General features: G+C 68.4%; 22 protein-coding genes and 1 pseudogene. 12 read left to right on the forward strand and 11 right to left on the reverse strand.

Annotated elements, in window-relative coordinates; all coding sequences use genetic code 11:
- Positions 1–234: pseudogene (locus IBL26_RS22355) on the forward strand (TolC family outer membrane protein); the annotation flags it as partial.
- A 69-nt stretch (positions 235–303) separates the two neighbouring features.
- Here IBL26_RS22355 and IBL26_RS22360 read toward each other — a convergent pair.
- A complete protein-coding gene (locus IBL26_RS22360; RefSeq protein WP_187786737.1) occupies positions 304–1236 on the reverse strand; it encodes an SGNH/GDSL hydrolase family protein in 933 nt (310 codons plus the stop codon).
- A 295-nt stretch (positions 1237–1531) separates the two neighbouring features.
- Between IBL26_RS22360 and IBL26_RS22365 the strand changes: the two genes are divergently transcribed.
- From IBL26_RS22365 to IBL26_RS22380, 4 genes are all read left to right on the forward strand, one after another.
- A complete protein-coding gene (locus tag IBL26_RS22365) occupies positions 1532–2632 on the forward strand; it encodes an ABC transporter substrate-binding protein (protein WP_187786738.1) in 1101 nt (366 codons plus the stop codon).
- Positions 2632–3477: an ABC transporter permease gene (locus IBL26_RS22370; protein WP_187786739.1), complete on the forward strand. Its 846-nt coding sequence runs from the start codon at positions 2632–2634 to the stop codon at positions 3475–3477. Before IBL26_RS22365 ends, IBL26_RS22370 begins: the two co-directional genes overlap by 1 nt.
- A 3-nt stretch (positions 3478–3480) precedes the next feature.
- Positions 3481–4269: an ABC transporter permease gene (locus IBL26_RS22375; protein ID WP_187786740.1), complete on the forward strand. Its 789-nt coding sequence runs from the start codon at positions 3481–3483 to the stop codon at positions 4267–4269.
- Between the two features lie 72 nt (positions 4270–4341).
- Positions 4342–4551 (forward strand): hypothetical protein, encoded by a 210-nt coding sequence (locus IBL26_RS22380; protein ID WP_187786741.1) that lies wholly within the window; start codon positions 4342–4344, stop codon positions 4549–4551.
- A gap of 359 nt (positions 4552–4910) precedes the next feature.
- Here IBL26_RS22380 and IBL26_RS22385 read toward each other — a convergent pair whose 3' ends face one another.
- The 3 genes from IBL26_RS22385 to IBL26_RS22395 form a co-directional block, all read right to left on the reverse strand.
- Positions 4911–5819, reverse strand: a complete 909-nt coding sequence (locus IBL26_RS22385) for a dienelactone hydrolase family protein (RefSeq protein WP_187786742.1) — start codon at positions 5817–5819, stop codon at positions 4911–4913.
- Positions 5820–5823: 4 nt separating this feature from the next.
- Positions 5824–6813 carry a Bug family tripartite tricarboxylate transporter substrate binding protein gene (locus IBL26_RS22390; protein WP_187786743.1) on the reverse strand — a complete coding sequence of 330 codons (990 nt, stop codon included), beginning with the start codon at positions 6811–6813 and terminating at the stop codon, positions 5824–5826.
- 218 nt (positions 6814–7031) lie between these two features.
- Complete coding sequence (locus tag IBL26_RS22395; RefSeq protein ID WP_187786744.1) at positions 7032–8135, reverse strand: NAD(P)/FAD-dependent oxidoreductase; 1104 nt, start codon at positions 8133–8135, stop codon at positions 7032–7034.
- A 104-nt stretch (positions 8136–8239) separates the two neighbouring features.
- On the opposite strand from IBL26_RS22395, the gene IBL26_RS22400 reads away from it, so the two are divergent.
- Together IBL26_RS22400 and IBL26_RS22405 are read left to right on the forward strand one after the other, a co-directional pair.
- Positions 8240–10060: an ABC-F family ATP-binding cassette domain-containing protein gene (locus IBL26_RS22400; RefSeq protein WP_187786745.1), complete on the forward strand. Its 1821-nt coding sequence runs from the start codon at positions 8240–8242 to the stop codon at positions 10058–10060.
- Positions 10061–10345: 285 nt separating this feature from the next.
- A complete protein-coding gene (locus IBL26_RS22405) occupies positions 10346–10660 on the forward strand; it encodes a hypothetical protein (protein WP_187786746.1) in 315 nt (104 codons plus the stop codon).
- Between the two features lie 52 nt (positions 10661–10712).
- On the opposite strand, the gene IBL26_RS22410 is transcribed toward IBL26_RS22405, so the two are convergent.
- The 3 genes from IBL26_RS22410 to IBL26_RS22420 all read right to left on the reverse strand — a co-directional run bounded on the left by IBL26_RS22410 (position 10713) and on the right by IBL26_RS22420 (position 13551).
- Positions 10713–11387, reverse strand: a complete 675-nt coding sequence (locus IBL26_RS22410; protein WP_187786747.1) for an RraA family protein — start codon at positions 11385–11387, stop codon at positions 10713–10715.
- A gap of 209 nt (positions 11388–11596) precedes the next feature.
- Entirely contained in the window at positions 11597–12583 is a 987-nt protein-coding gene (locus IBL26_RS22415; protein ID WP_187786748.1) for a Bug family tripartite tricarboxylate transporter substrate binding protein, read from the reverse strand.
- A complete protein-coding gene (locus tag IBL26_RS22420; RefSeq protein WP_187786749.1) occupies positions 12583–13551 on the reverse strand; it encodes a tripartite tricarboxylate transporter substrate binding protein in 969 nt (322 codons plus the stop codon). Before IBL26_RS22420 ends, IBL26_RS22415 begins: the two co-directional genes overlap by 1 nt.
- A gap of 137 nt (positions 13552–13688) precedes the next feature.
- Here IBL26_RS22420 and IBL26_RS22425 point away from each other — a divergent pair, with 137 nt between their 5' ends.
- The 3 genes from IBL26_RS22425 (at position 13689) to IBL26_RS22435 (ending at position 16963) form a co-directional block, all read left to right on the forward strand.
- On the forward strand, positions 13689–14726 hold the full coding sequence (locus tag IBL26_RS22425; protein WP_187786750.1) for a LacI family DNA-binding transcriptional regulator: 1038 nt from the start codon (positions 13689–13691) through the stop codon (positions 14724–14726).
- Positions 14727–14752: 26 nt separating this feature from the next.
- The gene (locus IBL26_RS22430; RefSeq protein ID WP_241749690.1) at positions 14753–15550 is read left to right on the forward strand and encodes an aspartate dehydrogenase; all 798 of its coding nucleotides are present in this window, start codon (positions 14753–14755) and stop codon (positions 15548–15550) included.
- Between the two features lie 135 nt (positions 15551–15685).
- Positions 15686–16963, forward strand: coding sequence for a M20/M25/M40 family metallo-hydrolase (locus IBL26_RS22435; protein WP_187786752.1), 1278 nt, complete (start codon positions 15686–15688; stop codon positions 16961–16963).
- A gap of 252 nt (positions 16964–17215) precedes the next feature.
- Here the strand turns inward: IBL26_RS22435 and greB are convergent, their stop codons facing one another.
- On the reverse strand, positions 17216–17746 hold the full coding sequence (gene greB, locus IBL26_RS22440) for a transcription elongation factor GreB (RefSeq protein ID WP_187786753.1): 531 nt from the start codon (positions 17744–17746) through the stop codon (positions 17216–17218).
- Between the two features lie 298 nt (positions 17747–18044).
- Between greB and IBL26_RS22445 the strand changes: the two genes are divergently transcribed.
- Complete coding sequence (locus IBL26_RS22445) at positions 18045–19694, forward strand: sensor histidine kinase (RefSeq protein ID WP_187786754.1); 1650 nt, start codon at positions 18045–18047, stop codon at positions 19692–19694.
- 239 nt (positions 19695–19933) lie between these two features.
- On the opposite strand, the gene clpA is transcribed toward IBL26_RS22445, so the two are convergent.
- From clpA to IBL26_RS22460, 3 genes are all read right to left on the reverse strand, one after another.
- On the reverse strand, positions 19934–22282 hold the full coding sequence (gene clpA, locus IBL26_RS22450; RefSeq protein WP_187786755.1) for an ATP-dependent Clp protease ATP-binding subunit ClpA: 2349 nt from the start codon (positions 22280–22282) through the stop codon (positions 19934–19936).
- 177 nt (positions 22283–22459) lie between these two features.
- Complete coding sequence (gene clpS, locus IBL26_RS22455; RefSeq protein WP_194443693.1) at positions 22460–22870, reverse strand: ATP-dependent Clp protease adapter ClpS; 411 nt, start codon at positions 22868–22870, stop codon at positions 22460–22462.
- 324 nt (positions 22871–23194) lie between these two features.
- Positions 23195–23908 carry a phasin family protein gene (locus IBL26_RS22460; RefSeq protein WP_241749691.1) on the reverse strand — a complete coding sequence of 238 codons (714 nt, stop codon included), beginning with the start codon at positions 23906–23908 and terminating at the stop codon, positions 23195–23197.
- A 192-nt stretch (positions 23909–24100) separates the two neighbouring features.
- Between IBL26_RS22460 and IBL26_RS22465 the strand changes: the two genes are divergently transcribed.
- Positions 24101–25085: D-alanyl-D-alanine carboxypeptidase family protein (locus IBL26_RS22465; protein ID WP_241749692.1), on the forward strand; the 985-nt coding region annotated here is incomplete at its 3' end.

A 25085-nucleotide genomic window follows, 5' to 3' on the forward strand; every position in this document is an offset into this window, starting at 1 on the left:
CTGAACGCGGAGCAGGAGCTGCTGAACGCGCGGGTGTCGCTGGTGCAGGCGCTGTCGAACGTGGTGACGAGCAGCTACTCGCTGGCGGCGGCGGTAGGCCGGCTGACGGCGAAAGACCTGGCGCTGCCGGTGCCGCTGTACGACATGGAAGCCTATTACCGCACCGTGCGTAACAAGTGGTTCGGCACCGGCGACGTCTCCGGGACCCAGCAGGTCAGCGCCCCGGCGCCCTGAGACGCTTCAGGCTGCGATAGGCGAGAGGGCCGGGGCATCATGCCACCGGCCCTTTTTGCTGCGCGGGGTCTATTCGCCCGGCCGGCCCGCCACCAGGGGCGGCGCCCGCAGCACCACGGCCGCGCCCTCGGCCAGGATGCGGTGCCCGGCCGTGGTCGGGTGGGCCGGGTCCCAGAAGAAATAGGTGTCCGGCGTCGCGCATTGGGTGCCGCTGCCGCGCGTATCGCCCTGCCAGCAGATATCGGTGGCATTGGTCATGCCGTAGCGGCCCGGCGTGGCGACGACGGCCTGATAGGTGGCGAAGGCATCGAACACGCGCAGCTCGGCGCCGGATCGCCGCGCCTCCGCCTGCACCGCCGGCAGGATCAGCGCATTCAGCGCTGCGCTACGGGATGTGGCATCGGCGGCAATCGCCGCGCCGGCCTTGCTGTAGCGCGGCACCAGCCCGCGGTCTGGCACCGTCAGTACCAGGAAGCGCCGCGCCCCCCGGGCCGAGAGGTCCCGCATCAGGCGGATGATGTTGTCCCGCGCTTCCGTCATCACAACCTCGGCGGCGGCCGGGCTGATCTCCGGCACGCGGGCGATCTGGCCGAGGTCGTTCGCCCCCAGCCAGATGATGTACAGCGCGGCCGGGTCCGCCGCCGCATGCGCCTGCTGGAACTGCGCCAGTTGGTCGGTGCCGTCGGTGCCATCGGCCGGATGCAGCGCGTTGCTGCCGGATTGCGCGCCGCCATAGGCGTAGTTGCTGCCGCCGCGCAGGCTGACGCCCGGCGCTGCCTGCCCCATCATGACGGCCAGCTGCTCCACCCAGACCGGTCCGTCGCTGGAACGCTGGTCGTAGGGCGGCAGCGGCACGCCGTTGCGGCGGACGAAGTTGTTGCCGCCATCCGAGAGGCTGTCGCCGAACACCACATAGGGCTCGGCCAGGACCGGCGCGGCCAGCAGCATCAGGCCGGCCAGCAGCCAGGCCGCGTGGCGCGGCGTCCCCGTCGAAAGCGGCATGGTCGTCTCCCAAGGTCGTTGTTGCCGGCAGGCTGCCACCGTGCAGCCATAAAAGTCAATAAACCGACTTATTGGCTTAATGGCGTCTCATTCGGGACGAGGCGGGGCAGGTGGCGCGCCCTGCGATACTGCCGCGGCGCCTGGGTTGGGAAAGAAATGGGCGGGCTGCCTAAAAGCTGGGTCGTGGCGATGCCCGTTGCGCCTGCCCGCCGGCTTTTTTGCCAGCGGAGCAGGGTTGCGGCCCGTCCAACCCTGTGGCGACATTCGCCCCAGCATCAGCCGCCAGGAGGCCACCATGGACCGCATCCAGAGCTTCGCCGAAGACCAGGCCGAGATCCTGGCGGATGAGTACCGCGCTGGCCGTGTGTCCCGCCGGCAGATGCTGGCTGGGCTCGGCGCGCTGGGCCTGGCGGCGGTCGCGCCCGGCGCCGCCCGTGCCCAGGCGCGGCCCGAGGTCGTGGTGGTGAATTTCGGCGGCGAGGCGGTGCCCGCCTTCCGCGAGGCCTTCCAGCAGCCCTTCGTCGCTGGCGGTGGCCGCATGGTCATCGATGGCAGCGGGCCGTCGAACGGCAAGATCAAGACCATGGTGCAGGCCCGCAACGTCACCTGGGACATCGCCGATTCCGGCGTGGCCGGCACGGGCGAGCTGGGCCCGCTGGGGCTGCTGGAAGAGATCGACTACTCCATCGTCGACCGCGCCAAGGTGGACCCGGCCTTCACCTACAAGTTCGGCGTGGCGAACTACATGTTCTCCACCGTCATGGCCTGGGACACCCGCAAGGTGACCGGCAAGCCGACGCTGGCCGATTTCTTCGACATCCAGAAATTCCCCGGCCGCCGCATGCTCCGCCGCAGCAACCAGGGCATGCTGGAACTGGCGCTGCTGGCCGACGGTGTGCCGGCCGACCAGCTCTACCCGCTGGATATGGAACGTGCCTTCAAGAAGCTGGCCACCATCAAGCAGCACCTGCTGTTCTGGAACAGCGGCGCCGAGAGTCAGAGCCTGCTGCGGGATGGCGAGGTCGTCATGGGCCTGCTGTGGAACACCCGCGCCAACCTGCTGAAGCGCGATGGCGGCGGGCGGATGGACTACACCTATAACCAGGGCCTGCTGCAGCCTGGCCTGTGGGTGGTGCCGAAGGGCAACCCGGCGGGGAAGGAGGCGTTCCGCGCCATCGCCTCCATGCAGGCACCGGAAGGGCAGGTGAAGCTGCTCGCCTCCATGGGCAACGGCCCGGCCAACCCGCAGGCCGCCAGCCTGGTGCCGGCGGAGCTGAAGGCCGTCAACCCGTCCGACCCCGCCAACGTGGCCGTGCAGGCCAAGATCAGCGCCGAGTGGTACGAGAAGAACGGCGCCGCCGCCCTGCAGCGCTTCCTCGACTTCATCAGCGCCTGATGCGCCGCCCGGCCTTCGGCGAGACCGGCATCTACTGGATGCTGGTCATGCCGGCGCTCCTGATGCTGATCGGCTTCTACCTGTTCCCGCTGGTGCGGGTGCTGTGGGTCAGCGTGATGGAACCGACCCCGGGGCTGGGCAACTATGCGCTGCTGTTCACCAACTCCTCCATCCACCGCGTTCTGCTGACGACGCTGCGCATCTGCCTGCTGACCACCGCCATCACGCTGCTGCTGGGCTATGTCGTGGCCTATGTGATGGCGCAGGCCAGCGAGCGCACGCAGCGCTGGATGATGCTCGGCATCCTGCTGCCGTTGTGGATCTCCGTTCTCGTCCGCGCCTTCGCCTGGGTAACGCTGCTGCGCCGGCAAGGCATCATCAATAACAGCCTGATGGGCATGGGCGTGATCGACGACCCGTTGCCGCTGATCTGGAACGAGCTCGGCATCACCATCGGCATGGTGCACTACATGCTGCCCTTCGCGGTGCTGCCGCTGCTGACCGGCATGCGCGGCATCGACCGGCGCTGCCTGGCCGCCGCGCGGGGCCTTGGCGCCTCCCGCATGCAGAGCTTCATGCGTGTGTTCCTGCCGCTCAGCCTGCCGGGCGTGGTGGGGGCCAGCATCCTGGTCTTCATCTTCTCGCTCGGCTTCCTCGTCACCCCGGCGATCCTGGGCGGCGGCCGCACCCTGATGATCGCGGAGTATATCAGTGTGCAGATCCTCGACGTCGTGCAATGGGGGGTGGGCACCATGCTGGCGACCACGCTGATCGTGTTCATCTTCGCGCTGCTCGGCCTGCTGGCCCGTGTGGTCGATATGCGCCGCCTGTTCGGGGCGACCTGAGCCATGGACGGCGCCCCCACCGCTTCCCGCCCCGTCCGCGGCCTCGCCTGGGCCATCATTTGCTTCCTGTTGCTGCCGATCGCCGTGGTGTTCCCGGTTTCGCTGACGGACAAGCGCTACCTGTCGCTGCCGGAGGACAATCTCTCCCTCCAGCACTTCGCCAATCTGTTCAGCAGCCCGGAATGGCTGTCCTCCATCGGGCAGAGTTTCGTCATCGCCTGCGCGGCGACGGTGCTGACCGTCATCGTCGGCACGCTCTGCGCCATCGGCTGCTGGCGCATCGGCAGCAAGCTGGCGGATTTCGTCCGCGTGCTGATGCTGGTGCCGATCATCGTGCCCACCATCGTCTATGCGCTGGGCATCTACCGCCTGTGGGTCGATCTGCGGCTGCTGGATAGCTACCTGGGCCTGATCATCGCCCATTCCGTCACCGGCATTCCCTATGTCGTCATCATCGTCTCCACCGCGCTGGCGCATTTCGACGCGCGGCTGGAACAGGCGGCGCGCAACCTGGGGGCCAATCTGCGCCAGCGGCTGTGGCTGGTGATCCTGCCGGGCATCCTGCCGGCCGTGGTCTCCTCCGCCATCTTCGCCTTCATCCATTCGTGGGATGAGCTGGTGCTGGCGCTGTTCCTGGCCAGCCGCGCCGTCTTCACCCTGCCGCGCCGGATCTGGGACGGCATCAACGAGCAGCTGGACCCCACCATGGCCGCCGTTGCGGTGCTGCTGATCGTCGTGACCATGGTGCTGCTGGGGGCGGAGATGTGGCTGCGGAGCCGGCGAACCGCCTGAACCGTCGCCGCCACGCTGGGCCATCCGGCCTGGCGGCCCCATATTGGCAGGGCAACACCGGAGGCCAGGCCAATGAGCGACAGCTACATGCAGGAACAGGGCGAGGCCCTGGCGCAGCACCTGCGGCTGAACGACGGCAAGTCAGGCTATGTGGAAGTCACCGCGGAGGGCTTCATCGTCTATATCCGCCGCAAATTCGCCGGCAAGCAGTTCCCCACCTGGGACGGGCTGCCGGTGGAGTGGCGGGAGAATGTCGGCTCGAACAAGGCTGCCAACCGCTAGGGTGCGAATGGCGAGGATATGGTTCCCACCTTGGCCTGCGGTGGACACGCGCCGGTAAGGCGCGCCTGGCCGGGGATCGATATTCGGTCTTGGACAGGAAGGCCGGGGAGAGAATTCCCCGGACCCCATCTTTCTTCCGGGAGGCTTTCGGTCGTGGCTGTGGGGGCGTCAGCCTTTTGCGCCCAGACCGGGGTTACGCCTGAGGCCGATGGTTCAGCCAGGGTGGCTCATGATCGCAAACTGCTCCACTTGCGGTCCTGAAACCCCACGCCAGCTGACAGAAAAACGATAGGGTTTCAGGGGAATTCTTTCCCCTGACCTTCCCACCAGCTCTGCGTGAAATCTCGATCGGTGCTCGTTCAGCCCAGCCGGAACAGTCCCCGCAGGAAGGCCGCGACATCCTGGCGCGCGGCAGCGGCGGCGGCCGGGTTGCCGCCGACATGCGGGTCCCGTTCCACGCAGGGGTCGTCGTAGCTGAAGGGCCGGCCGGTGGCACTGTTGCAGAGCAGGCCGGGCTCCGTCTCGACGACCGTGCAGTGGCGCAGGGTCTGGGCGCCGGCGGCGATGGCCGGGCCGGGGCTCAGCGGATTGTCGAAGCCATGATGCGCCCCGGCATACTCCGCCATCGCCACGTCGGCGCCGGCCTCGTGTAGCCGGGCGACATAGGCGCGGGCGCGGGTGGCGGTGTTGTAGTCATCGGCCAGCCCGTGGAAAACGCGCACCGGCACAGGCGCCAGCCGCGTGTCTTCAAGATACGTCGTGGCGCAGTCGGGGTAGAAGGCCAGATGCGCGGCGGGGGTGATGCCGCTGGTGTTCCAACGCGCCTGGAAGCGCGCCATCGCGGCGTAGAGCGCTGCCTGCCCACCCCGCGAGAAGCCCATCAGGGCGATGCGCGCGGGGTCGATGGCGGCGTGGCCGGCCAGCACGCCCAGCGCGCGGTACAGGTCCAGGATGAAGGCCAACCGGCCGAGCTGCGCCTGATCCGTCGAAGTGCTGGCCAGGCCGCGCCCAGTGAAGCCATCCACCACGAAGCTGGCGATACCAAGGGAAGTGAGTTGCCGCACCCAGGCCGGCATGGCCGGGCCGATGCCGCCCGAGCCGTGGATGAGCACCACGGCCGGATGCGGCCCGGCGCCCGGGGGCAGGCTGAGGCAACCGGCGAGCGTGACCGGCCGCCCCGCCGCATCGCCCAGCAGAAACTGGCGGTCGGTCAGCGTCAGGCTGGCGAAGGCGTGCAGTTCCGTGCGCTGCGCGATGTCGGCGGCCATGCCCTTATTCCAGCGTGATGCCGCGGGAGCGGATGACCTCGCCCCAGCGCTGCGTCTCGCTGGCCAGGTAGGCGGGGAAGGCCTCCGGGCGGCCGACGGTCGGGATGTAGGCGGCGGTGTTCAGCCGCTTCACCACTTCCGGGTCCCGCATCGAGGCATCCATGGCGCTCCACAGCTTGCCGATGATGGCATCCGGCGTCCCGGCCGGTGCCAGCAGCGAGAACTGGGAGGAGCATTCATACCCTGCCAGCCCCTCCCCGGATTCGGAGAGGGTGGGAATCTCCGGCGTCAGCGGGAAGCGGTCGGTGCTGCCCACCGCCAGGCCCTTCAGCTGCCCGTCGCGCATCAGCGGCAGGGCGGTGACGCCATCGACGAAGGCCATCTGCACATCGCCCGAGATCAGCGCCTGCACGGCGGGCGCGCCGCCGCGATAGGTGACGTTCTCCACCTGGATATCGGCCATCTTCAGGAACAGCTCGGTCGCCAGGTGGGCGGAGGAGCCGGCGCCGGAGGAGGCGTAGTTCATCCGGCCGGGCTGCTGCCTGGCGCGGGCGACCAGCGCCTGCACGCTGTCGATGCCCAGTTTGGGGGAGACGCAGAGATAGATCGGCGTCTCGCACAGCTTGCCGATGCCGGTGAAGTCGCGCGCATCGTCGTAGCCACGATTGGGGAACAGGTGGCTGGCCATGGCGAAGGTGCCGCGGCCCGACATCAGGATGGTATAGCCATCCGGCCGCGCCCGCGCGACCGAGGCCTGCCCGATGGTGCCGGAGGCGCCCGGGCGGTTGTCCACCACCACCGGCTGGCCGAGCTCCTTGCCCATCCGCTCCGCCAGGATGCGGGCGACGAGGTCGCTGGAACCGCCGGGCGCCCAGGCGACGACCAGCGTCACCGGGCGGTTCGGATACGCTTCCTGCGCCAGGACCAGGCGCGGGGCGGCATGCAGGGCGGCGAGGCCGAAGGCACTGCCTATCAGGATACGGCGGGTGGTCATGCGGCGAATTTCCTCAACGTTTTCTTTCTGGCGCAAGGGTCTGGTCTCCGCACGTACTGGTTAGTCCATCACTGCCGGGCAGACGCCCGGCGTCAAGCCCATTGGTTCGGTAACGGGCATCGGGAAGCCAGGTCAGCGAGTGTGAAGCCCCGAGGCGGCTGTCCGACAGGGCGCCGGGGCCTGGGGTGGGCGCGCCCCAGGCCAACGCGGCCAGGGCTTCAGCCGAGCACGTCCATCACCGCCTCGCCCAGCGCGAGCGACGCAGTCAGCCCGGGGCTCTCGATGCCGAACAGGTTTACCAGCCCGGCCTGGCCATGCTCGGCCGGCCCCTGGATGATGAAATCCTGCCCCGGCTGCCCCGGGCCGACGATCTTGGGCCGGATGCCGGAATAGCCCGGCTGCAGCGCCCCATCCGGCAAACCGGGCCAATAACGGCGGATGGCGGCGTAGAAGCTTTCTCCACGCGCCGGGTTCACCTCGTAGTCGATGCTGTCGATCCACTCGACATCCGGGCCGAACTTGGCTTGCCCGCCAAGATCCAGCGTCAGGTGCGTGCCCAGTCCGCCCGGCACCGGCACCGGATAGATCAGGTGGGTGAAGGGTGAGCGGCCGGTGAGAGTAAAATAATTGCCCTTGGCGAAGAAGGCGGGCGGCACCTTCCCGGCCGGCATGCCGTCCAGCTTGCGGGCCAGGGCGGGGGCATGCAGCCCGGCGGCGTTCACCAGCAGGTCGCAGCGCAGCTCCATCGGGTCGGCGCCGCCAATGGCCAGTTCCGCGCCGCCTTCCGGCAACAGGCGGCCGGACAGCACCGGTGCGTGGAAGACGAAGACGGCCCCGGCATTTTCCGCATCCCCCTGCAGGGACAGCATGTAGCTATGGCTGTCCACGATGCCGGTGGAGGGGGAGATCAGCGCGGCGGTGCAGGCGAGGGAGGGTTCCAGCGAACGCGCTTCCTCTGCGCTGACCAGCCGCAGGTCGTGCACGCCGTTGGCGGCGGCGCGGGCCTGGATGGAAGCCAGCTGCCCGGCCTCCGCCTCGTTGGTGGCGACGATCAGCTTGCCGCAATTGCTGAAGGGCACGCCGCGCTCGGCGCAATAGGCATAGAGCTTCTGCTTCCCGGCGACGCAGCTGCGCGCCATCAGGCTGCCCTTGGGGTAGTAGATGCCGGCGTGAATGACCTCGCTGTTGCGGGAGGATGTCTCGGTGCCGATGCCCTCGGCCACGTCCAGCACCAGCACGTCCCGCCCCGCCAGGGCCAGGGCACGGGCGACGGCCAGCCCCACCACGCCGGCACCCACCACCACGCAATCGACCTGATCCATTCCCACCCGCCTTATCCTGGCTTTGTCCGTGTCTTCCTCTTGCCTCCAGCCTCGGCGCGCATCAACCCTTGACGCCGCGCCCGGCGGGCTTCACGCACCGCCGCATGGCACCGCCCCCTCTGCTCCTGCTGCAAGACATCCGCTTGAACTTCGGCACCACGCCGCTGCTGGCCGGCGCAACCCTCTCCGTCTCGCCGGGGGAGCGGCTGGCACTGATCGGCCGCAATGGCTCCGGCAAGTCCACTCTGTTGAAGATCGCGGCGGGCGAAGTGCATGCCGATGGCGGCAGCCGCTTCGTGCAGCCCGGCGCCACCGTGCGCTACCTGCAGCAGGAGCCGGACCTCTCCGCCTTCCCCAACGTGCTGGCTTATGTCGAGGCCGGGCTGACGGCGGGGGACGAGGGCTACCGCGCCCACTATCTGCTGGAGCAACTGGGCCTGACCGGCGAGGAGATGCCCGCCAACCTCTCGGGCGGCGAGGCCCGCCGCGCGGCGCTGGCCCGCGCCCTGGCACCGTCCCCCGACATCCTGCTGCTGGACGAGCCGACCAACCACCTGGACCTGCCCGCCATCGAGTGGCTGGAGCAGGAAATCGGCTCCATGCGCAGCGCCCTGGTGCTGATCAGCCACGATCGGCGCTTCCTGGAGAACCTGACGCGCGAGATGGTCTGGCTGGACCGCGGCGTCACCCGCCGGCTGGCCCAGGGCTTCTCCCATTTCGAGACCTGGCGGGACGAGGTGCTGGACCAGGAGGAGAAGGAAGCCCACAAGCTGGACCGCCAGATCGTGCGGGAAGAGCACTGGATGCGCTACGGCGTGACGGCGCGCCGCAAGCGCAATGTCCGCCGCGTGGCGGAGCTGGCCGGGCTGCGGCAGGTGCGCAAGGACCGCCGCGCCGCCCAGGGCGGTGTGAAGATGGCCGCCGCCGAGAGCGAGGCCTCCGGCACCCTGGTCATCGCCGCCGAGGGCATTTCCAAAACCTATGGCGACCGGGTGATCGTGGACGATTTTTCGGCCCGCATCATCCGCGGGGACCGCGTCGGCATCGTCGGGCCCAACGGGGCGGGCAAGACCACGCTGCTGTCCATGCTGACCGGCACCCTGGCGCCGGATACCGGCGAGGTGAAGCTGGGCACCAACCTGGAGATGGTGACGCTGGACCAGCGCCGCGCCGCGCTGGACCCGAACGACACCGTGGCCACCAGCCTGACCGGCCAGCGCGGTGACCAGGTCTGGGTCAACGGCCAGCCGCGCCACGTCATCGGCTACATGAAGGACTTCCTGTTCGCGCCGGAACAGGCGCGGACGCCGGTCTCGGCCCTTTCGGGCGGGGAGCGGGGGCGGCTGCTGCTGGCGCGGGCCTTCGCCACGCCCAGCAACCTGCTGGTGCTGGACGAACCGACCAACGACCTGGACCTGGAGACGCTGGACCTGCTGCAGGAGCAGATCGCGGAGTATTCCGGCACCGTCATCGTCGTCAGCCATGACCGTGACTTCCTCGACCGCGTCTCCACCAACGTCATCGCCTGGGAGGGCGAGGGGCGCTGGCAGGATTACCCGGGCGGGTATTCCGACATGGTCTCCCAGCGCGGCCACGGCGTGCAGGCGCGGGAGGACCAGGCGCGTAAGGCGGGAGCGGTGGCTGCGAAGCCGGTGGAGGCTGCCGCGCCTGCCGCCGCCGCCGCGAAGAAGAAGCTCAGCTTCAAGGACCAGCATGAGCTGGAGAACCTGCCGGCGAAGATGCGTAAGCTGGAAGCCGAGGCGGCGAAGCTGAAGGAGATCCTGGCCGATCCCGGCCTCTACACGCGGGACAAGGCGCGTTTCGACAAGGCGATGGAGCTGCTCTCCCGCGCCGAAGCCGGCCTGGCCGAGGCCGAGGAACGCTGGCTGGAACTGGAGATGCTGCGCGAGGATGCCACGGGCTGAGCTGTGTGGGCCGAGCGTGATCGTCGCAGGTGCTTGCACCGGAGACGTGCATCACGCGACCGGACGGAACTGAGCGTGATTGTCGCAGGTGCTTGCACCGGAGGCGTGAATCACGCGACCGGACGGAATTGAGCATGATCGTCGCAGGTGCTTGCACCGGAGACGTGAATCGCGCGGCCGGACAACAAGTGAGAGCGTGTTCGCCGCATCCCGCCATGGCTGACACCCTGAATGCGTGAACGATGCCCCGGCCGGGGCGGTCACGCCGCAACAAGGAGACGTCGCGTGACCAAGGAAGAACTGACCGCCTGGGCCCTGGCCAATGGCTGGCAGATGATCGCCGGCAACCCCAGCCTGACCAAGCCCTCCGCGCCGAAGGAGGCGATCGTCCGCCTGATCCTGAAGGCGACGGTGGCCAATCTGGAAGTGAAGAAGCCGGCCGGGAAGTGGGAGAAGGTGGGCGGCGAGGCCTACGCCAAGATCACCCCGGATGAGCAGGATGGCCCGCCGCACGGGCTGGGCTTCCAGCAGGTGCCCAGCATCTCCATGCTGATGCAGGAGAACCGGGACCGCATGGTCTTCGCCAAGTTCGGCGGCTGAGGGCGGGAGGGGCTTGCGGGCGAGGGCGGCAGGCCGCCCCCGCCCTATCTCGTCAGACGCGGGTGACGCCCTTGCCCTTCAGCAGGTCGCCCACCCAGCCGCGATCGAAGCGCTTGCTGTCGATCTCGGCCATCTGGCCGTGTTCCTTCTCGGAATGCTTCTCGCCGGCGGCGACGGCGGCGGCGGCATCCTCGCGCGGCACCACCACGATGCCGTCCAGGTCGCAGGCGATCAGGTCGCCAGGCATCACCACCAGGCCGCCGCAGCTGACGGGGTAGCCGATCTCGCCCGGGCCGTCCTTGTACGGGCCGGCGGGGGTAGCGCCACGGGCCCAGACGCCCAGCGGCAGCTTGCCCAGCCCGTCCACGTCACGGATGGCGCCATCGATGATGATGGCGGCGATGCCCAGGCTGGCGGCGTAGCGGCCCATGATGTCGCCCATGATGGCGGTGCCCATGTCGCCCCCCGCATCGCAGACGATGACGTCGCCGGGCTTCGCCAGGTCCAGCGCCTCGTGCAGCATGAGGTTGTCACCGGCGCGGGCACGCACGGTGAAGGCGGGGCCGGCCACGGCCTTGTTGCCGCCATAGGCCAGGAAGCCGCCGCGCATGCACTGCATCCGGTTCACTACGTCGCCGATATTGGCCACCGGTACGGTCGCCGCACGGCGGCACAGATCGGCATCGACGCGGGTGAAGTCGGACTTGATGCGGAAGCCTACAGTCATGGTCTCAATCCTTTGGGTGATGGTATCGCGCCGGCGGCATAGAGCATGATGCGTTCGCATTCGTTCGCGCACCATGCTCGGCGCCTTTGTTTGATCGCGTGATTCAGGCTCCGGTGATGTCACCTCGAGCCATCACGCTTCGGTCCCGCCCAATGCAGGGGCGTGTCCGCCGCATCGTTACGCGGCGGCCCGGTCGCTTAGTCAGGCGGTCAGTCCATGGTGATGCGGGCATCCTGCACCACTTTGGTCCAGCGGCGGATCTCCGCCTGCTGGAACTCGGCGAACTCCGCCGGCCCGGCCAGGAACGGCTCGCTGCCCAGCGTGGCGAGGCGGGCAAGCAACTCCGGCTCCTGCATCACCGCCCGCGTCGCCGCTTCGATCCGGTCGACGATCGGGCGCGGCGTGCCGGGCGGGGCGTAGAGGCCGTTCCAGGTACCCATCTCGAACCCCGGCACCGTCTCGGCCACCGTGGGCAGGTCCGGCATGGCGGGGGTGCGGCGCAGGCTGGTCACCGCCAGGGCCCGTACCCGGCCTTCCCGCGCCAGCGGCAGGGAGGAGACGCTGGTGTCGAACATCAGCTGGATCTCGCCGGAGGTCAGCGCGGTGGCGGCGGGGGCGGTGCTGCGGAAGGGCACGTGCAGCAGGTCCACGCCCGCCATGGTCTTGAACATCTCGGCGGCGAGATGTGTGGAGGTGCCATTGCCGCCGGAGCCATAGGCCAGCTTGCCGGGGTTGCGCTTCGCATAGGCGATCAGCCCGGGCACGTCCCGCACCTCCAGCCCCGGATGCACCACCAGCAGGTTGTAGCCGGTGGTGGTGCGGATGATCGGCGTGAAGTCCTTGCCGGGGTCGTAGCTGAGTTTGCTGCCGTAGAGCGGCACGTTCATCGCGTGCGTGCTGATCGTGCCCTGCAGCAGCGTGTAGCCATCCGGCGGCGCATGGGCCACCGCCTCGGTCCCGATGATGCCGGCGGCGCCGGCACGGTTCTCCACCACCACGCCCTGGCCAAGCTGGGCGGAGAGCCGCTCCGCGATCAGCCGTGCCTGCACGTCCGTGGCGCCACCAGGGGCGAACGCGACGATCAGGCGGATCGGCTTGCGTGGCCAGGCTTCCTGCGCACGGGCGAGGGAGGGCATGGCGAGCCCGGCGCCGAGCAGGCCCAGCGCGGCGCGACGGGTGAGGGGCGGGGTGCGCATCACTCCCTCCAGGGCTGGCGCTGCCACAGGGCGCGCAGCTTCACGTCATCGGCCAGGAACACCCGCTGCTGCTCCTCCCCGCTCATCACCCGCAGCGGCAGAGAGAGGCGGGCGGCCTCCTTCACCCAAGCCGGGTCGGCCAGTGCTTCGGCGAAGGCGGCGCGGTAGCGGTCCCGCAACGCGTCCGGCAGCTTCGGCGGCGCGATGATGCCGCGGACGGAGCCGGCGACCATGTCGATGCCCTGCTCCCGGAAGGTCGGTACATCGGCGGCTTCCTGCCAGCGCGTCTCATTGGCCTGGCCCAGTAGCCGCAGCGATTTCTGCCGCACCTGCCCGATGCCTTCGCTGACATTGAAGGAACCGGCAGCAAGGTCGCCGGACAGCACCGCGCCGACGATGGGCGGCGTGCCGGGGTACGGGATGTGGGAGAATTTCGTGCCGGTGGCTTCCTGCAACGCCAGGATCAGCAGATGGTCATCGGTGCCGATGCCGGCGCTGCCGAGCGCCAGTTGCCCCGGCTTGGCCTTCGCCGCCGCCACCAGGTCCTGCAGGTTGCGGTAGGGCGAGTCCGTCCGCACGAACAGCCCGCCCGGGTCCTCCACCACATTGGCGATGTAGGTCAGCTCATGGACATTGTAGCGGACCTGGCGCTCGATCGGCAGCGTGATCAGGTTCGGCGTTTGCGCGACGCCGATGGTGTAGCCATCCGGTTCCGCCTGCGCGACGCTCTCGAAGGCCAGCTGGCCGGAGGCGTTGGGGCGGTTGACCACCACCATGTTCGCATTGCCCAGGCGCGGCGCGACGAAGGGGATGATGGCGCGGGCATAGGTGTCCATGCCGCCGCCGGCCGGGCCGGGGCAGATGATCTGGATCGGCCGCTCAGGCCAGGCCGCGCGGGCTGCCCGCGGTGCGAGGAAGGGGGCGCCCAGCGCTGCCGCCCCCAGCAAAGCGAGACTTCGCCGCTGCATATCCGTTCCCTCCTGCTTGCCACTTTAGCGGGGCGTTGCGACGACGCTATTTTAGATCGATCTAAAATGCAAAGCCCTAAAACGCTCTTCGTTCGGCAAGATGGGCGCGTTATGTTTGGATCGATCTGATCAAGCCGATGAGCAAGACCGAACCCCGCATCACCCTGACCGAAGTCGCCCGCCACGCCGGGGTCTCCCGCGCCACGGTCTCCCTGGTGTTGCGGGACAGTCCGCTGGTGGCGGCGGAGACGCGTGCCCGGGTGCAGGCTTCGGCCGAGGCGGTGGGTTACCTGTATAATCGTGGCGCGGCGACCATGCGCGGCCTGCGCACCCGTACCGTCGGCCTGCTGGTGACGGAAATTGACAACCCGTTCTTCGGCGAGCTGGTGGCGGGTGCCGAGGCGGCGCTGGAGGCCGCCGGCTACATCGCCTTCCTGGCCACCACCGCCGACTCGGTGGAGCGGCAGCAGCGCGCCCTGCAACGGTTGCGAGAGCACCGGGTGGATGGGCTGATCCTCTGCGCCGCCGGCGGCACGACGCCGCAGGACATCGCCACCCTGGCGGGGCAGGGCATGCCCTGCGTGCAGGCGATGCGCCAGGTGCGCGGCAGCCGGGGGGACTTCACCGGCGCCGACAATCTGCTGGGGCTGGAGCACCTGACCGAGCACCTGATCCGTCTTGGCCACCGCCGCTTCGCCTTCGCCGGCACGGCGGTGATGAATTCCAGCCTGCGGCACCGGCTGGATGGCGTGGAGACCGCCCTGCGCCGCCACGGCCTGCCCGCGCCGCTGGTGTTGCGCACGGCCGCCACCCGCCAGGGCGGCGCCGAGGCCGCCGAGACACTCTGGCGGATGCGCGACCGCCCCGATGCGCTGGTCTGCTGCAACGACGTCGTCGCCTTCGGCGCCATTCCCGCCTTGCAGCGCCTGGGAGCGGGGATCGGCCAGGACATCGCTGTGACCGGGGTTGGCGACGTGCCGGAAGCCGCCAACGGCAACCCACCGCTGACGACGGTGGCCACCGACCCGCGCCGCATCGGCCAGGAGGCCGTGCGGCTACTGCTGCGGCGCATCGCCCAGCCTGCCGCTGCGATGGAGCAGGTGGTTCTTCCGGCCCGGCTGGTCATTCGTGCGTCTTGCGGTGCGGCGATGCCCTTGCCTGCGGGCGCCGCCTGACCTTTGCTGCCGGCATGGAAACGTCCTTGAGAATCGCCATCGCCGGCCTGGGTGCCGTCGGTCTGAAAATCGCCCAGGCGCTGGACGCCGGCATCCCCGGTTGCGAGTTGGCCGCCGTCTCCGCCCGGGACCGCGCGGCGGCGGAGCAGCGCCTGTCCGGCTTGCGCCGCAAGGTGCCGGTAGTCGAGATCGCGGCGCTCGAGCCGCTGGCCGACCTCGTCATCGAATGCGCCCCCGCCGCGCTGCTGCCCGAGATCGCCGAGCCCTTCCTGCGCGCCGGCAAGACGGTAGTGGTACTGAGCGCCGGCGCGATCCTGCGGCAGGACCACCTGCTGGAACTGGCCAGGCAGCATGGCGGGCAGATCGCGGTGCCGACCGGTGCGCTGATCGGCCTGGATGCCGTGGTCGCGGCGGCCGAGGGCACCATCCACAGCGTTCGCATGACCACCCGCAAGCCGGTGAACGGCCTGGTCGGCGCGCCTTACCTGGTCGAGAACAACATCGACATCGCGGACATCAAGGAGCCGCTGCGGATCTTCAAGGGTACGCCGCGGGAAGCCGCCGTGGGCTTCCCGGCCAATCTGAACGTGGCGGTAGCGCTCTCCCTCGCCGGTATCGGCCCGGACCGGACGGAGCTGGAAATCTGGGCCGACCCGGCGATGACGCGCAACGTGCATCAGGTCGAGGTCGAGTCGGATTCCGCGCGCTTCTCCATGACCATCGAGAACGTGCCGAGCGAGAACCCGAAGACCGGCCGCATCACCGCGCTCTCCGTCATCGCCTGGCTGCGGCGGCTGCGGGCGCCGCTGCGCGTCGGTACCTGAAACGCCGCTGCGCGATCCGCCGGGGCAGGGGTTGCCGCTTGATGGAGAAGGCGATTCTGGGTCGGCGGGACGACTTGACCGGCGGCGGCGCCGGGCGGACATCTTTGGTACCATTCGTTCCAGAGGTTCCAGCCGATGCCCGATACCGCCCCGACCCTGCGCGCCGCGCTCTCCGCCCTCGATAACGGGGGCGCGGCCGAGGAAGCGGCGGCGCTGCTGGCCAGCCCGGCCTTTGCCAAGGCCACCAGCCATGTCGTGCAGGACCACGACCGCATCGTCGCCGACATCATCCGCCTGACCGAGATCGCCTCGCCGCCCTTCGGCGAGTCGAACCGCGCCGCCGCCTTCGCCGAGGCGCTGCGTGCCCAGGGCCTGCAGGGTGTCGCGACCGATACGGAAGGCAATGTCACCGCGCTGCGCCCGGGCACGGACCCGGATGCCGGCTACGTCGTCATCTGCTCGCACCTCGACACCGTCTTCCCCGCCGGCACCGACGTGACGGTGAAGCGGGAAGGCACCATCCTGCGTGCCCCCGGCGTCGGCGATGACACGCGCGGTCTTGCCGTGATGCTCGGGCTGCTGCGGGCGTTGGACGCCGCCGGCATCCGCACCCGCGCCACCATCCTGGCCATGGGCTCGGTGGGCGAGGAAGGGGCGGGCGACCTGCGCGGCGTGAAGGCCTTCTTCAAGGATGACCCGAGGCACGAGAAGGTCGCGGCCTTCATGGCGCTGGATGGGCTGGACCCGTCCCGCCTGGTGACGGCGGCGGTGGGCAGCAAGCGCTACCGCATCACCTTCAAGGGCCCGGGCGGCCATTCCTTCGGTGCCTTCGGCCTGGTGAACCCGGCCTTCGCGCTGGCGCGCGCGGCCGACGACCTTTCCCGCATCCGCGTGCCCGCCAGCCCGAAGACCACTTTCTCCATCGGCCGCATCGGCGGCGGCAGCTCCATCAACGCCATTCCGGAGGCGATGTGGATGGAGGTGGACCTCCGTTCCGCCTCCCCGGAGGAGCTGGCGAAGCTGGAGGCGCGCTTCCTGGCCATCCTGCCCCAGGCGGCGGAGGACGAGAACGCGGCGCGCGACACCTCGGCGGGCAAGGTGACGGTGGAGGTAAAGGTGATCGGCGACCGCCCGGCCGGTACCACCGACGAGAACAGCCGCATCGTCAAGCTGGCCCAGGGCGTGATGACCGGCCAGGGCTACAGCTTCCATGCGGAGGCGTCCTCGACCGATAGCAACATCGCCATGAATCTTGGCCTGCCAGCCATCACTGTCGGTTCCGGCTGCGCTGGCGGCCGTGCTCATTCGCTGGAAGAGTGGATCGATGTCGAGCCCGCTTCCAGCGCCCGGGGGATCGCGACGGCGATGGGTACGCTGCTGGCGCTGGCGGGAGTCGACTCGTCTGCTGACTGAGCGAGGCACTTCCGAGGCGTGAATGTGGGATCGAGGGGGACCTGTCCCCTCGAGCTCCCCTGGCAGGGGAAGCGATCCCCTTCACCTGCGATTCAGGGCGACGGGTCTTGGCGACGGCTGGATGATCCGAATTTGGTTTCGACGATCCGCCAGCACCGGAATGCCACGAAATAGGGGTTTCCAGGGCACCGGACCCTTGGCCGGGAGAGTTTGAAAGGGGCGGCGCCCCTCCCAAGCCCGCGAAGAGGGGTACTACACCGCGGCCGGCGGATACGAGATCGAGAGGATCTCGATCTCTTCGACCCCTGTCGGCAGCCGGAGCCGCACCGCATCCCCCACCCGGCCGCGCAGCAGGGCGCGGGCGACGGGTGAGACCCAGGAGATGTGGCCGAGTTCGGCATTGGCCTCGTCGACGCCGACGATGGTGACCGTCACCTCGCTATCGTCCTCCCGTACATAGGTGACGGTGGCCCCGAAGAAGACCTGCTCCCGCCGGGGCTGGGCGGCGGGGTCCACCACCTCGCACTTGTCCAGGCGCTTGCCGATGAAGCGGACGCGGCGGTCGATCTCCCGCAGCCGGCGCTTGCCGTACTGGTAGTCGGCGTTCTCGCTACGGTCGCCCAGGCTGGCGGCCCAGGAGACGATCTCGACCACCTTCGGCCGCTCCACATTCCACAGATGCCGGAGTTCCTCCTGCAGCGCCGCGTGGCCGGCAGGGGTCATGTAGAAGGGCGTGCCGGGCGGCAGGCCGGGCGGTGCGTCGTCGTCGTCCTCATCATCCATCGGTAGTCGTCGGGCCCCTGGTTTCGCGTTACGAACATAAAACTTGAAAACGTTGCAGTATCTTTAACTTTTTCTCGCCTGAGGCGGGTGCCGGGGTTACGCTGGGTGATATGGAGAAAACCTCCGTAATACACTGCCGGTTGTGGACCAAACCGGAGAGGGAGCGGGAGCGGTGGCTCATCCAATAACCATCCGGGCACTCTGTATCCGGCTCAGCCTCGTCCGGCTACCTGGGGCGTTCGGACGGATTCCGCTCTCCCGGCTACCGGTCCCCAGGGATTAGGCCAACGCATTCCGGATGATACCGCGGCCTTTAGACCCTGACGTTCGCGTCCGCTCCGCCATCCGCGGCGCCTGGCCGATAAGGCCCCTGCGCCGGCTGGGCTGGGCCTATGCCTCACCGCTTTCACTCAGCCTGATCGCGCTCTCGGCGTTGCTGCTGGTTGGCCGCATGGTCACGGCGGAGTGGGAGGGCGCGCGGCTGGCCCGGTTGGAAGCTGGCCTGCAGGCACAATCGGAGGTGGCGGCGCTGCTGCGCGGCGCGGTGCCTTCCAGCTACCTCACGCCACAGGGCTCCACCGCCGCGACCCTGGCCGTCAATCTGGCCGAGCTGAAGAGTGTGGCGGAGCTGGAGCCGGACCTCCAGGCGCCGTTCCGCCTGCTCTCCGCCGTCGTCTCCGTGGACTTCGCCAGCCGGCAGGCCGGGCTGCAAGGCATGGAAAGCGCGCGGACGCGGGCCATGCAGGCGCGCGAGGATGGTGCGTTGCTCGCGGTGCATGAACTGGGGCGCAGCCTTCGCCTGGAGATCCGCGAGTTGCGGGAGCAGGGGCACCAGCGCTGGCAGTTGTGGATTGCCGCTTCCCTGGCCGGCGGCCTTGCCGGGTTCAGCCTGCTGCTGGCGCAACGTCAACGCTCGGTGCGCGGGGCGGAGCGGCAGGTGGCGGTGGCGACGGCACAGCTGCGTGCGGTGTATGCGGCCGCGCCGATTGGCCTGCTGTTGCTCGATAATCGGCTGTGCATCCTGCGCGCCAACCCCAGCTTCGCCGCCATGGCCCAGCAGGTGCAGAGCATCCCCGAGGGCACGCCGTTGCATCAGGTGATGCCGGGCCTGGCCAGCGTGCTGGACCCGTTGCTACGCACGGCGCAGGACCTGGCGCAGCCGCTGGTGGGGCAGGAAGTGGTGGTCGAGGCCACGCGCGGTGGCCTGCCGCGCCATTATTTCATGACCGCCGAGCCAGTGGTGGGCATCGACGGCCCGCCGCTGGTGTCTCTGGTGGTGGTGGACGTGACGGACCGCGTCGCTGCCGAAGCCTGGAAGGCCGAGGTGGTGGCCGAGCTGAACCACCGGGTAAAGAACACCCTGGCCACAGTGCAATCCCTGGCGGCGCAGACATTGCGGGGGGCAGGGCATGATCCGCACCGCTTCGCCGCCGATTTCAGCGCCCGGCTGGGCGCGCTGTCCCGCTCGCACGAACTGATCGCGGCCGATGGGTGGAGCGGCACGACGGTGGCGCAAGCCGTCAATGCGGCGCTGGCGCCGTGGCTTTCCACCGGCCGGCTGGCGCTGGTGGGGCCTGCCCGGGTGATGCTGCGGGCGGCGCAGGTGCAGGCACTGATGATCGCGCTGGGGGAACTGGCGGGCAACGCGTCCCGTCACGGCGCACTCTCCGCTACCGGCGGGCGGGTGGCGCTGACCTGGGAATTGTTGGCCAGTGGCCTGGTGCGGCTGCAGTGGCAGGAGAAGGGCGGGCCCTCCGTCACCGTGCCGCTAGTGCGCCGCGGCTTCGGCCTGCGCTTCCTGGAGCGCGGCCTGGCGCATGACCTGGGCCGGGAGGCACAGGCCCAGCTGCGCTTCGACACGGCCGGGCTGCTGTACGAGGTCTGCTTCCGCCCCTATTCCCATGAGGGGCTCGTCGACGGCCGGCATGAGGCCGAGGCTGCCGCCTAGAGCGCGAGGCGCTCAGATTCGTCCGTATGCCGTGCTGTATGTCCTTGCTGGATCGCGTGTTTCAGGCTTTTGGCGATTCCACCCAAGCCATCACGCTCTGGACTGCTTGTCGGCGCTGGCCGCTCCAGCCAGCGCATCGGGCCTGAAGTCTGACACCGGCCCTTCCATCGTCAGCGCCCTGAACGTGAAACGGGGGCGGTTGCCCGCCCCCGTTCCGGTCTCTAGGTGCCCTGGGGCGGTCAGTCGACCGCTTCGGGCTCCTTCTCGTTCTCGCCATCGCCATCCGGCTTGGGCAGGGCGGCGACCGCGGCTTCCTGGAAGTCGAAGGTCAGCTCGCCATCCTTGATGCCGACCTTGACCGAACCGCCCTTGGCCAGCTTGCCGAAGAGAAGCTCCTCCGCCAGCGGCTTCTTGACGTATTCCTGGATGACGCGGGCCAGCGGCCGTGCGCCATACAGCGGGTCGTAGCCCTTCTCGGCCAGCCACTCCTTGGCGGCGGAAGACAGCTCGATCGTCACGTTGCGGTCGGCCAGCTGGGCCTCCAGCTGCATGACGAACTTCTCGACCACGTTGCCGACGATCTCCTGGCTCAGGCCGGAGAAGGGGACCACGGCATCCAGGCGGTTGCGGAATTCCGGCGTGAACAGCCGCTTCACCGCATCCTCGTCCTCGCCCTTACGGACCTGGTTGCCGAAGCCGATGCCCGGCTTGGCCATGTCGGCGGCGCCCGCATTCGTCGTCATGATCAGGATGACGTTGCGGAAATCCACCGTCTTGCCGTTGTGGTCGGTCAGCTTCCCATGGTCCATGACCTGCAGCAGGATGTTGTAGAGGTCCTGGTGGGCCTTCTCGATCTCATCCAGCAGCAGCACGGCGTGGGGGTGCTGGTCGATGCTGTCGGTCAGCAGGCCACCCTGGTCGAAGCCCACATAGCCCGGGGGCGCGCCGATCAGGCGGCTGATGCTGTGCCGCTCCATGTACTCGGACATGTCGAAGCGGATCAGCTCGATGCCCAGCGTCTTGGCCAGCTGCTTGGCGACTTCGGTCTTGCCGACGCCGGTGGGGCCGCTGAACAGGTAGTTGCCAATCGGTTTCTCCGGGTCCCGCAGGCCGGCACGCGCCAACTTGATGGCCGCCGAGAGCGCCTCGATCGCCTTGTCCTGGCCGAACACCATCGACTTCAGGTCGCGCTCAAGCGTGCGGAGCGTCTCCTTGTCGTCGGAGCTGACGGATTTGGGTGGGATGCGGGCGATCTTCGCCACGATCTCTTCCACATCCTTCAGCGTCACGGTCTTGCGGCGCTTGTTCTCCGGCAACAGCATGCGGGAAGCGCCGACCTCGTCGATCACGTCGATCGCCTTGTCCGGCAGCTTCCGGTCATGGATGTACTTGGCGGAGAGCTCGACCGCCGCCCGGATGGCCTCGGGCGTGTACTTGACCTTGTGGTGCTTCTCGTAATTGGTCTTGAGCCCGGTGAGGATCTTCACCGCGTCCTCGACCGTCGGCTCGTTCACGTCGATCTTCTGGAAGCGCCGGACGAGGGCCCGATCCTTCTCGAAGTGCTGCCGGTACTCCTTGTAGGTGGTGGAGCCGACGCAGCGCAGCGTGCCCTGGGCCAAGGCGGGCTTCAGCAGGTTCGAGGCATCCATGGCGCCGCCGGAGGTGGCGCCGGCACCGATGACGGTGTGGATCTCATCGATGAACAGGATGGAGCCGGGCTGCTGCTCCAGCTCGTTCACCACGGCCTTCAGCCGCTCCTCAAAGTCACCGCGGTAGCGGGTGCCGGCGAGCAGGGCGCCCATGTCCAGCGCGAAGATGGTGGACTTCAGCAGTACCTCGGGCACGTCGCCCTCGATGATCCGCTTGGCCAGCCCTTCGGCGATGGCGGTCTTGCCCACGCCCGGGTCACCCACATAGAGCGGGTTGTTCTTGGTGCGGCGGCACAGGATCTGGATCGTACGCTCGATCTCGCTGTCGCGGCCGATGAGCGGGTCGATCTTCCCCTGTTGCGCCTTCTTGTTCAGGTTCACGCAGTAGTTGGACAGCGCGTCCTGGCCACGGCGGCCCTGGGGCTTTTCTTCCTTCTCCACACCCGGATCCTCCGGTGGCGTGTTGGGGGCGGAGCCGGTGACAGGGCGGGTGGCGCTGCGGCCGGGCGCCTTGGCGATGCCATGGCTGATGAAATTGACGGCGTCCAGCCGCGTCATGTCCTGCAGTTGCAGGAAGTAGACGGCATGGCTCTCACGCTCACTGAACAGGGCGACGAGGACATTGGCCCCCGACACCTCGTCCCGGCCCGAGGACTGCACATGGATGGCCGCACGCTGCACGACGCGCTGGAAGCCGGCGGTCGGCTTCGGGTCGCCCGTGCGTTCGGTGACGAGGCCAGCCAGGTCCTTGTCCAGGAACTCGGCGAGGTCGCGTTTCAGCTTGTCCTGGTCGACGCCACAGGCGCGCAGCACAGTCGCGGCGTCGGTATCGTCCACCAGGGCGAGGAGAAGGTGTTCGAGCGTAGCGTATTCGTGACGGCGATCGTTAGCGAGCGCCAGCGCACGGTGGAGCGTCTGCTCAAGGTTGCGGGACAGCATATTGACGCTCCCCTTCCAGGATACGGCGCCGGCGACCTTGCCGCCAGGACCGTGAAAGTCAGATCAAGATAACCAGAAGATAGACCTGATGTGGTTCCGTTCTCTTACTTTCACGACCCCCGATGCAGTTTTTCGGGGGATAAGTTGCGATCGGTTACAGAGAACGGGTGTGGGCCATCATTCTTTTTCAATCGTACATTGCAACGGATGCTGGTTCTGCCGCGCCAGGTCCATGACCTGGGTGACCTTCGTCTCGGCCACCTCATAAGTAAAGACGCCGCAGACGCCGACGCCGCGCCGGTGGACGTGCAGCATGATGCGGGTGGCTTCTTCCCGGTTCTTCTGGAAGAAGCGCTCCAGCACATGCACCACGAATTCCATGGGCGTGTAGTCGTCGTTCAGCATCAGCACCTTGTACATGGCGGGCTTGCGCGTCTTGGGACGCGCCTTCACCACCACGCCGGTATTGGTACCGTCGCCGCCATTGCCGCCGCCGGGCGGAGGCGCGTCGACGCCATCCCCCTGGCCGGGATTGCTGGGTTCGGGCCCGCACCAATGCAGATCCGGGCGCTTGTCGTGATCGCTCATGTCGCTATCGCCAAGCCTGCCGGTTACGCGCTTCGCCAAAGTCAGCCGCTCTTTCATTCTCTCTGTCGCGGGGGAGGGCTCGCGCCTGGCGGAGGTCCCCGCCCGGACACGATATCGGAGCCTCCCCCATGAGGTGAAGGGCAGAGCAGACCCGACGACCAAAGAAAAGCGCATTTCGCGTGCCCTGCCGATCAGAAAGATAGGAGGTACGCGCCGTCAGGGAAGCCCACCAAAAAAACAGCCCGGATGCGCAGGGGGCGCATCCGGGCGAGCGGTGGCAATCGCGGCAGGCGACGCTGCCACCGAAAACGCGGTCGAGTAGTCTCAGACGCGCGGGGCAGCCTTCGTAAACTTCTCGACGGCCAGCGTCCAGCGGGCGGCGAGCGGGGCGGACGCCTGCTCGGCCAGCTTGAAGGCGGCTTCGTTCAGCTTGGTCGTCTCGGCGACGGACTTCTCGATGGCCGAGCGGGCGAAGCTCGCCTGCAGCTCGGACGCTTCCTTCAGGCTCTTGACCGAGGAGAGCGCCTTGGCGTTCTCGACAGCCTGTTCGCCGAAGCCCTGCGCCATGGCGAAGGCCTGGCGGCTGAGATCCTGCAGGCCGGTCACGTAGGCCTGGGTCGCCTTGGTGAAGGCTTCGAAGTTGCCACGGCCGAACTCGACGGCGTCTTCGGTGGACTTCTGCATACCGTCGGTCATCTTGGTCATCTGGTCGGACATCGTCTTGTTCTCCGTTGCCGCATGGGAAATCGCCGGGATGGGTGCGGGGGCCGGGACCTGGGGCACATGCGCCACAGATTGCAGAGCCGCCTTACGCACCGTCTCGGTGGTTGCGGACGTGGCCTTGCCCGCCAGCTTGGTCACATTGGTCGTGCCTGCCATAGGATCGTCCTCACCTTCATTACGCATCGCCGTGATCCGCGCCGGTTTGGGGTATCTTCCCCAGCGCCGGCGCGCCGCTGCAAAGCTTATGCTGCAATGCAGCGCGAGGTCTGTATCGCAAGGACCGTTGCGGAAGTCCAGCATTTTTTTGCGGTGCAACAAGAAGGTCCTAAACGGCCCTGGTTGCGGTCCATTTCTCGCATTGCATAGCGGTTCAAGGCTGGCGCCTAAGCTATTGCCTAAACTGTGTGTTCTTGATCAGTTCAGGGTGACAGAAGCCGCACCGGCTCAGTAATGTCCTGGCTTACCCGCTGGGGGGCGGGTGTTCGTGTCTTGGGGGATTTGGGGCTGATGACGTTCTTTTCGGGGATGGGGCGCATCGCCGCCGGGGTGGTGCGTGGGCTGTCGGCCCGCAAGCCGGCCGCGCTGGCCGGTGCGGCGCTGGTGCTGGGCTTGCTGCCGAACGTGGCGGCGGCGCAGATCGGCAGCGCACGCTACTCGGCGGTGGTGATGGAGCCGCGCAGCGGCAACCTGCTGGTGGCCGCCAATGCGGACGAGCTGCGCCACCCGGCGTCGCTGACCAAGATGATGACGCTCTACATGCTGTTCGACGCCATCCGCGCCGGGCAGATCCGCCTCGACTCGCGCCTGGTCATGTCGCCCACCGCGGCCAGCCGGCCGCCGTCCAAGCTGGGCCTCCCGGTCGGGCGCAGCATCTCGGTGGAGCAGGGCATCTACGCGCTGGTCACCAAGTCGGCCAACGACGTCGCCTCCCTGATCGGTGAGACATTGTCGGGCGGTGACGAATACCGCTTCGCGCAGATGATGACGCTTCGGGCGCGCGCCATCGGCATGACCCGCACCACCTTCCGCAACGCCTCCGGCCTGCCGGATATCGAGCAGGTGACGACGGCGCGGGACATGGCCAATCTGGGCCGCCGGCTGCAGCAGGACTTCCCGGAATACTACCATTATTTCGGCACGCGGCAGATCCAGGTGGGCAGCATCAGCCTGCGCAGCCACAACCGTATGCTGGATAGCTACGAGGGCGTGGACGGCATCAAGACCGGCTATGTCGATGCCTCCGGCTTCAACATCGTCACCAGCGCCCGGCGGGAGAATGTCCGCCTGATCGTCTCCGTCTTCGGCGGCAATTCCTGGACGGAGCGGGACCGCCACGCCGCCAGCCTGCTGGACCAGGGCTTCGCGCAGATGGGTGTCGATGGCAGCGGCCGGGCCGTGATGGCCAGCGCCGCCGCCGGTGCCGCCGCCGCGACCGTGGCCAGAAGCCGCGCCCCCGCCGTGATGGCGCGGGCCGAGGCCGCCCCGGTTTCCG

Source organism: Teichococcus aerophilus (assembly GCF_014490485.1).
In the GTDB taxonomy this organism is placed as follows: domain Bacteria; phylum Pseudomonadota; class Alphaproteobacteria; order Acetobacterales; family Acetobacteraceae; genus Pseudoroseomonas; species Pseudoroseomonas aerophila.

Coding starts and splice junctions, on each gene's coding strand:
- clpA (WP_187786755.1), bottom strand. CDS start 22,282: ATGCTGTCCCGCAACCTTGAGCAGACGCTCCACCGTGCGCTGGCGCTC.
- IBL26_RS22415 (WP_187786748.1), bottom strand. CDS start 12,583: ATGCGCACCCCGCCCCTCACCCGTCGCGCCGCGCTGGGCCTGCTCGGC.
- clpS (WP_194443693.1), bottom strand. CDS start 22,870: ATGAGCGATCACGACAAGCGCCCGGATCTGCATTGGTGCGGGCCCGAA.
- IBL26_RS22420 (WP_187786749.1), bottom strand. CDS start 13,551: ATGCAGCGGCGAAGTCTCGCTTTGCTGGGGGCGGCAGCGCTGGGCGCC.
- IBL26_RS22390 (WP_187786743.1), bottom strand. CDS start 6,813: ATGACCACCCGCCGTATCCTGATAGGCAGTGCCTTCGGCCTCGCCGCC.
- IBL26_RS22425 (WP_187786750.1), top strand. CDS start 13,689: ATGAGCAAGACCGAACCCCGCATCACCCTGACCGAAGTCGCCCGCCAC.
- IBL26_RS22375 (WP_187786740.1), top strand. CDS start 3,481: ATGGACGGCGCCCCCACCGCTTCCCGCCCCGTCCGCGGCCTCGCCTGG.
- IBL26_RS22385 (WP_187786742.1), bottom strand. CDS start 5,819: ATGGCCGCCGACATCGCGCAGCGCACGGAACTGCACGCCTTCGCCAGC.
- IBL26_RS22400 (WP_187786745.1), top strand. CDS start 8,240: ATGGCACCGCCCCCTCTGCTCCTGCTGCAAGACATCCGCTTGAACTTC.
- IBL26_RS22370 (WP_187786739.1), top strand. CDS start 2,632: ATGCGCCGCCCGGCCTTCGGCGAGACCGGCATCTACTGGATGCTGGTC.
- IBL26_RS22380 (WP_187786741.1), top strand. CDS start 4,342: ATGAGCGACAGCTACATGCAGGAACAGGGCGAGGCCCTGGCGCAGCAC.
- IBL26_RS22360 (WP_187786737.1), bottom strand. CDS start 1,236: ATGCCGCTTTCGACGGGGACGCCGCGCCACGCGGCCTGGCTGCTGGCC.
- IBL26_RS22365 (WP_187786738.1), top strand. CDS start 1,532: ATGGACCGCATCCAGAGCTTCGCCGAAGACCAGGCCGAGATCCTGGCG.
- IBL26_RS22410 (WP_187786747.1), bottom strand. CDS start 11,387: ATGACTGTAGGCTTCCGCATCAAGTCCGACTTCACCCGCGTCGATGCC.
- greB (WP_187786753.1), bottom strand. CDS start 17,746: ATGGATGATGAGGACGACGACGACGCACCGCCCGGCCTGCCGCCCGGC.
- IBL26_RS22445 (WP_187786754.1), top strand. CDS start 18,045: ATGATACCGCGGCCTTTAGACCCTGACGTTCGCGTCCGCTCCGCCATC.
- IBL26_RS22435 (WP_187786752.1), top strand. CDS start 15,686: ATGCCCGATACCGCCCCGACCCTGCGCGCCGCGCTCTCCGCCCTCGAT.
- IBL26_RS22395 (WP_187786744.1), bottom strand. CDS start 8,135: ATGGATCAGGTCGATTGCGTGGTGGTGGGTGCCGGCGTGGTGGGGCTG.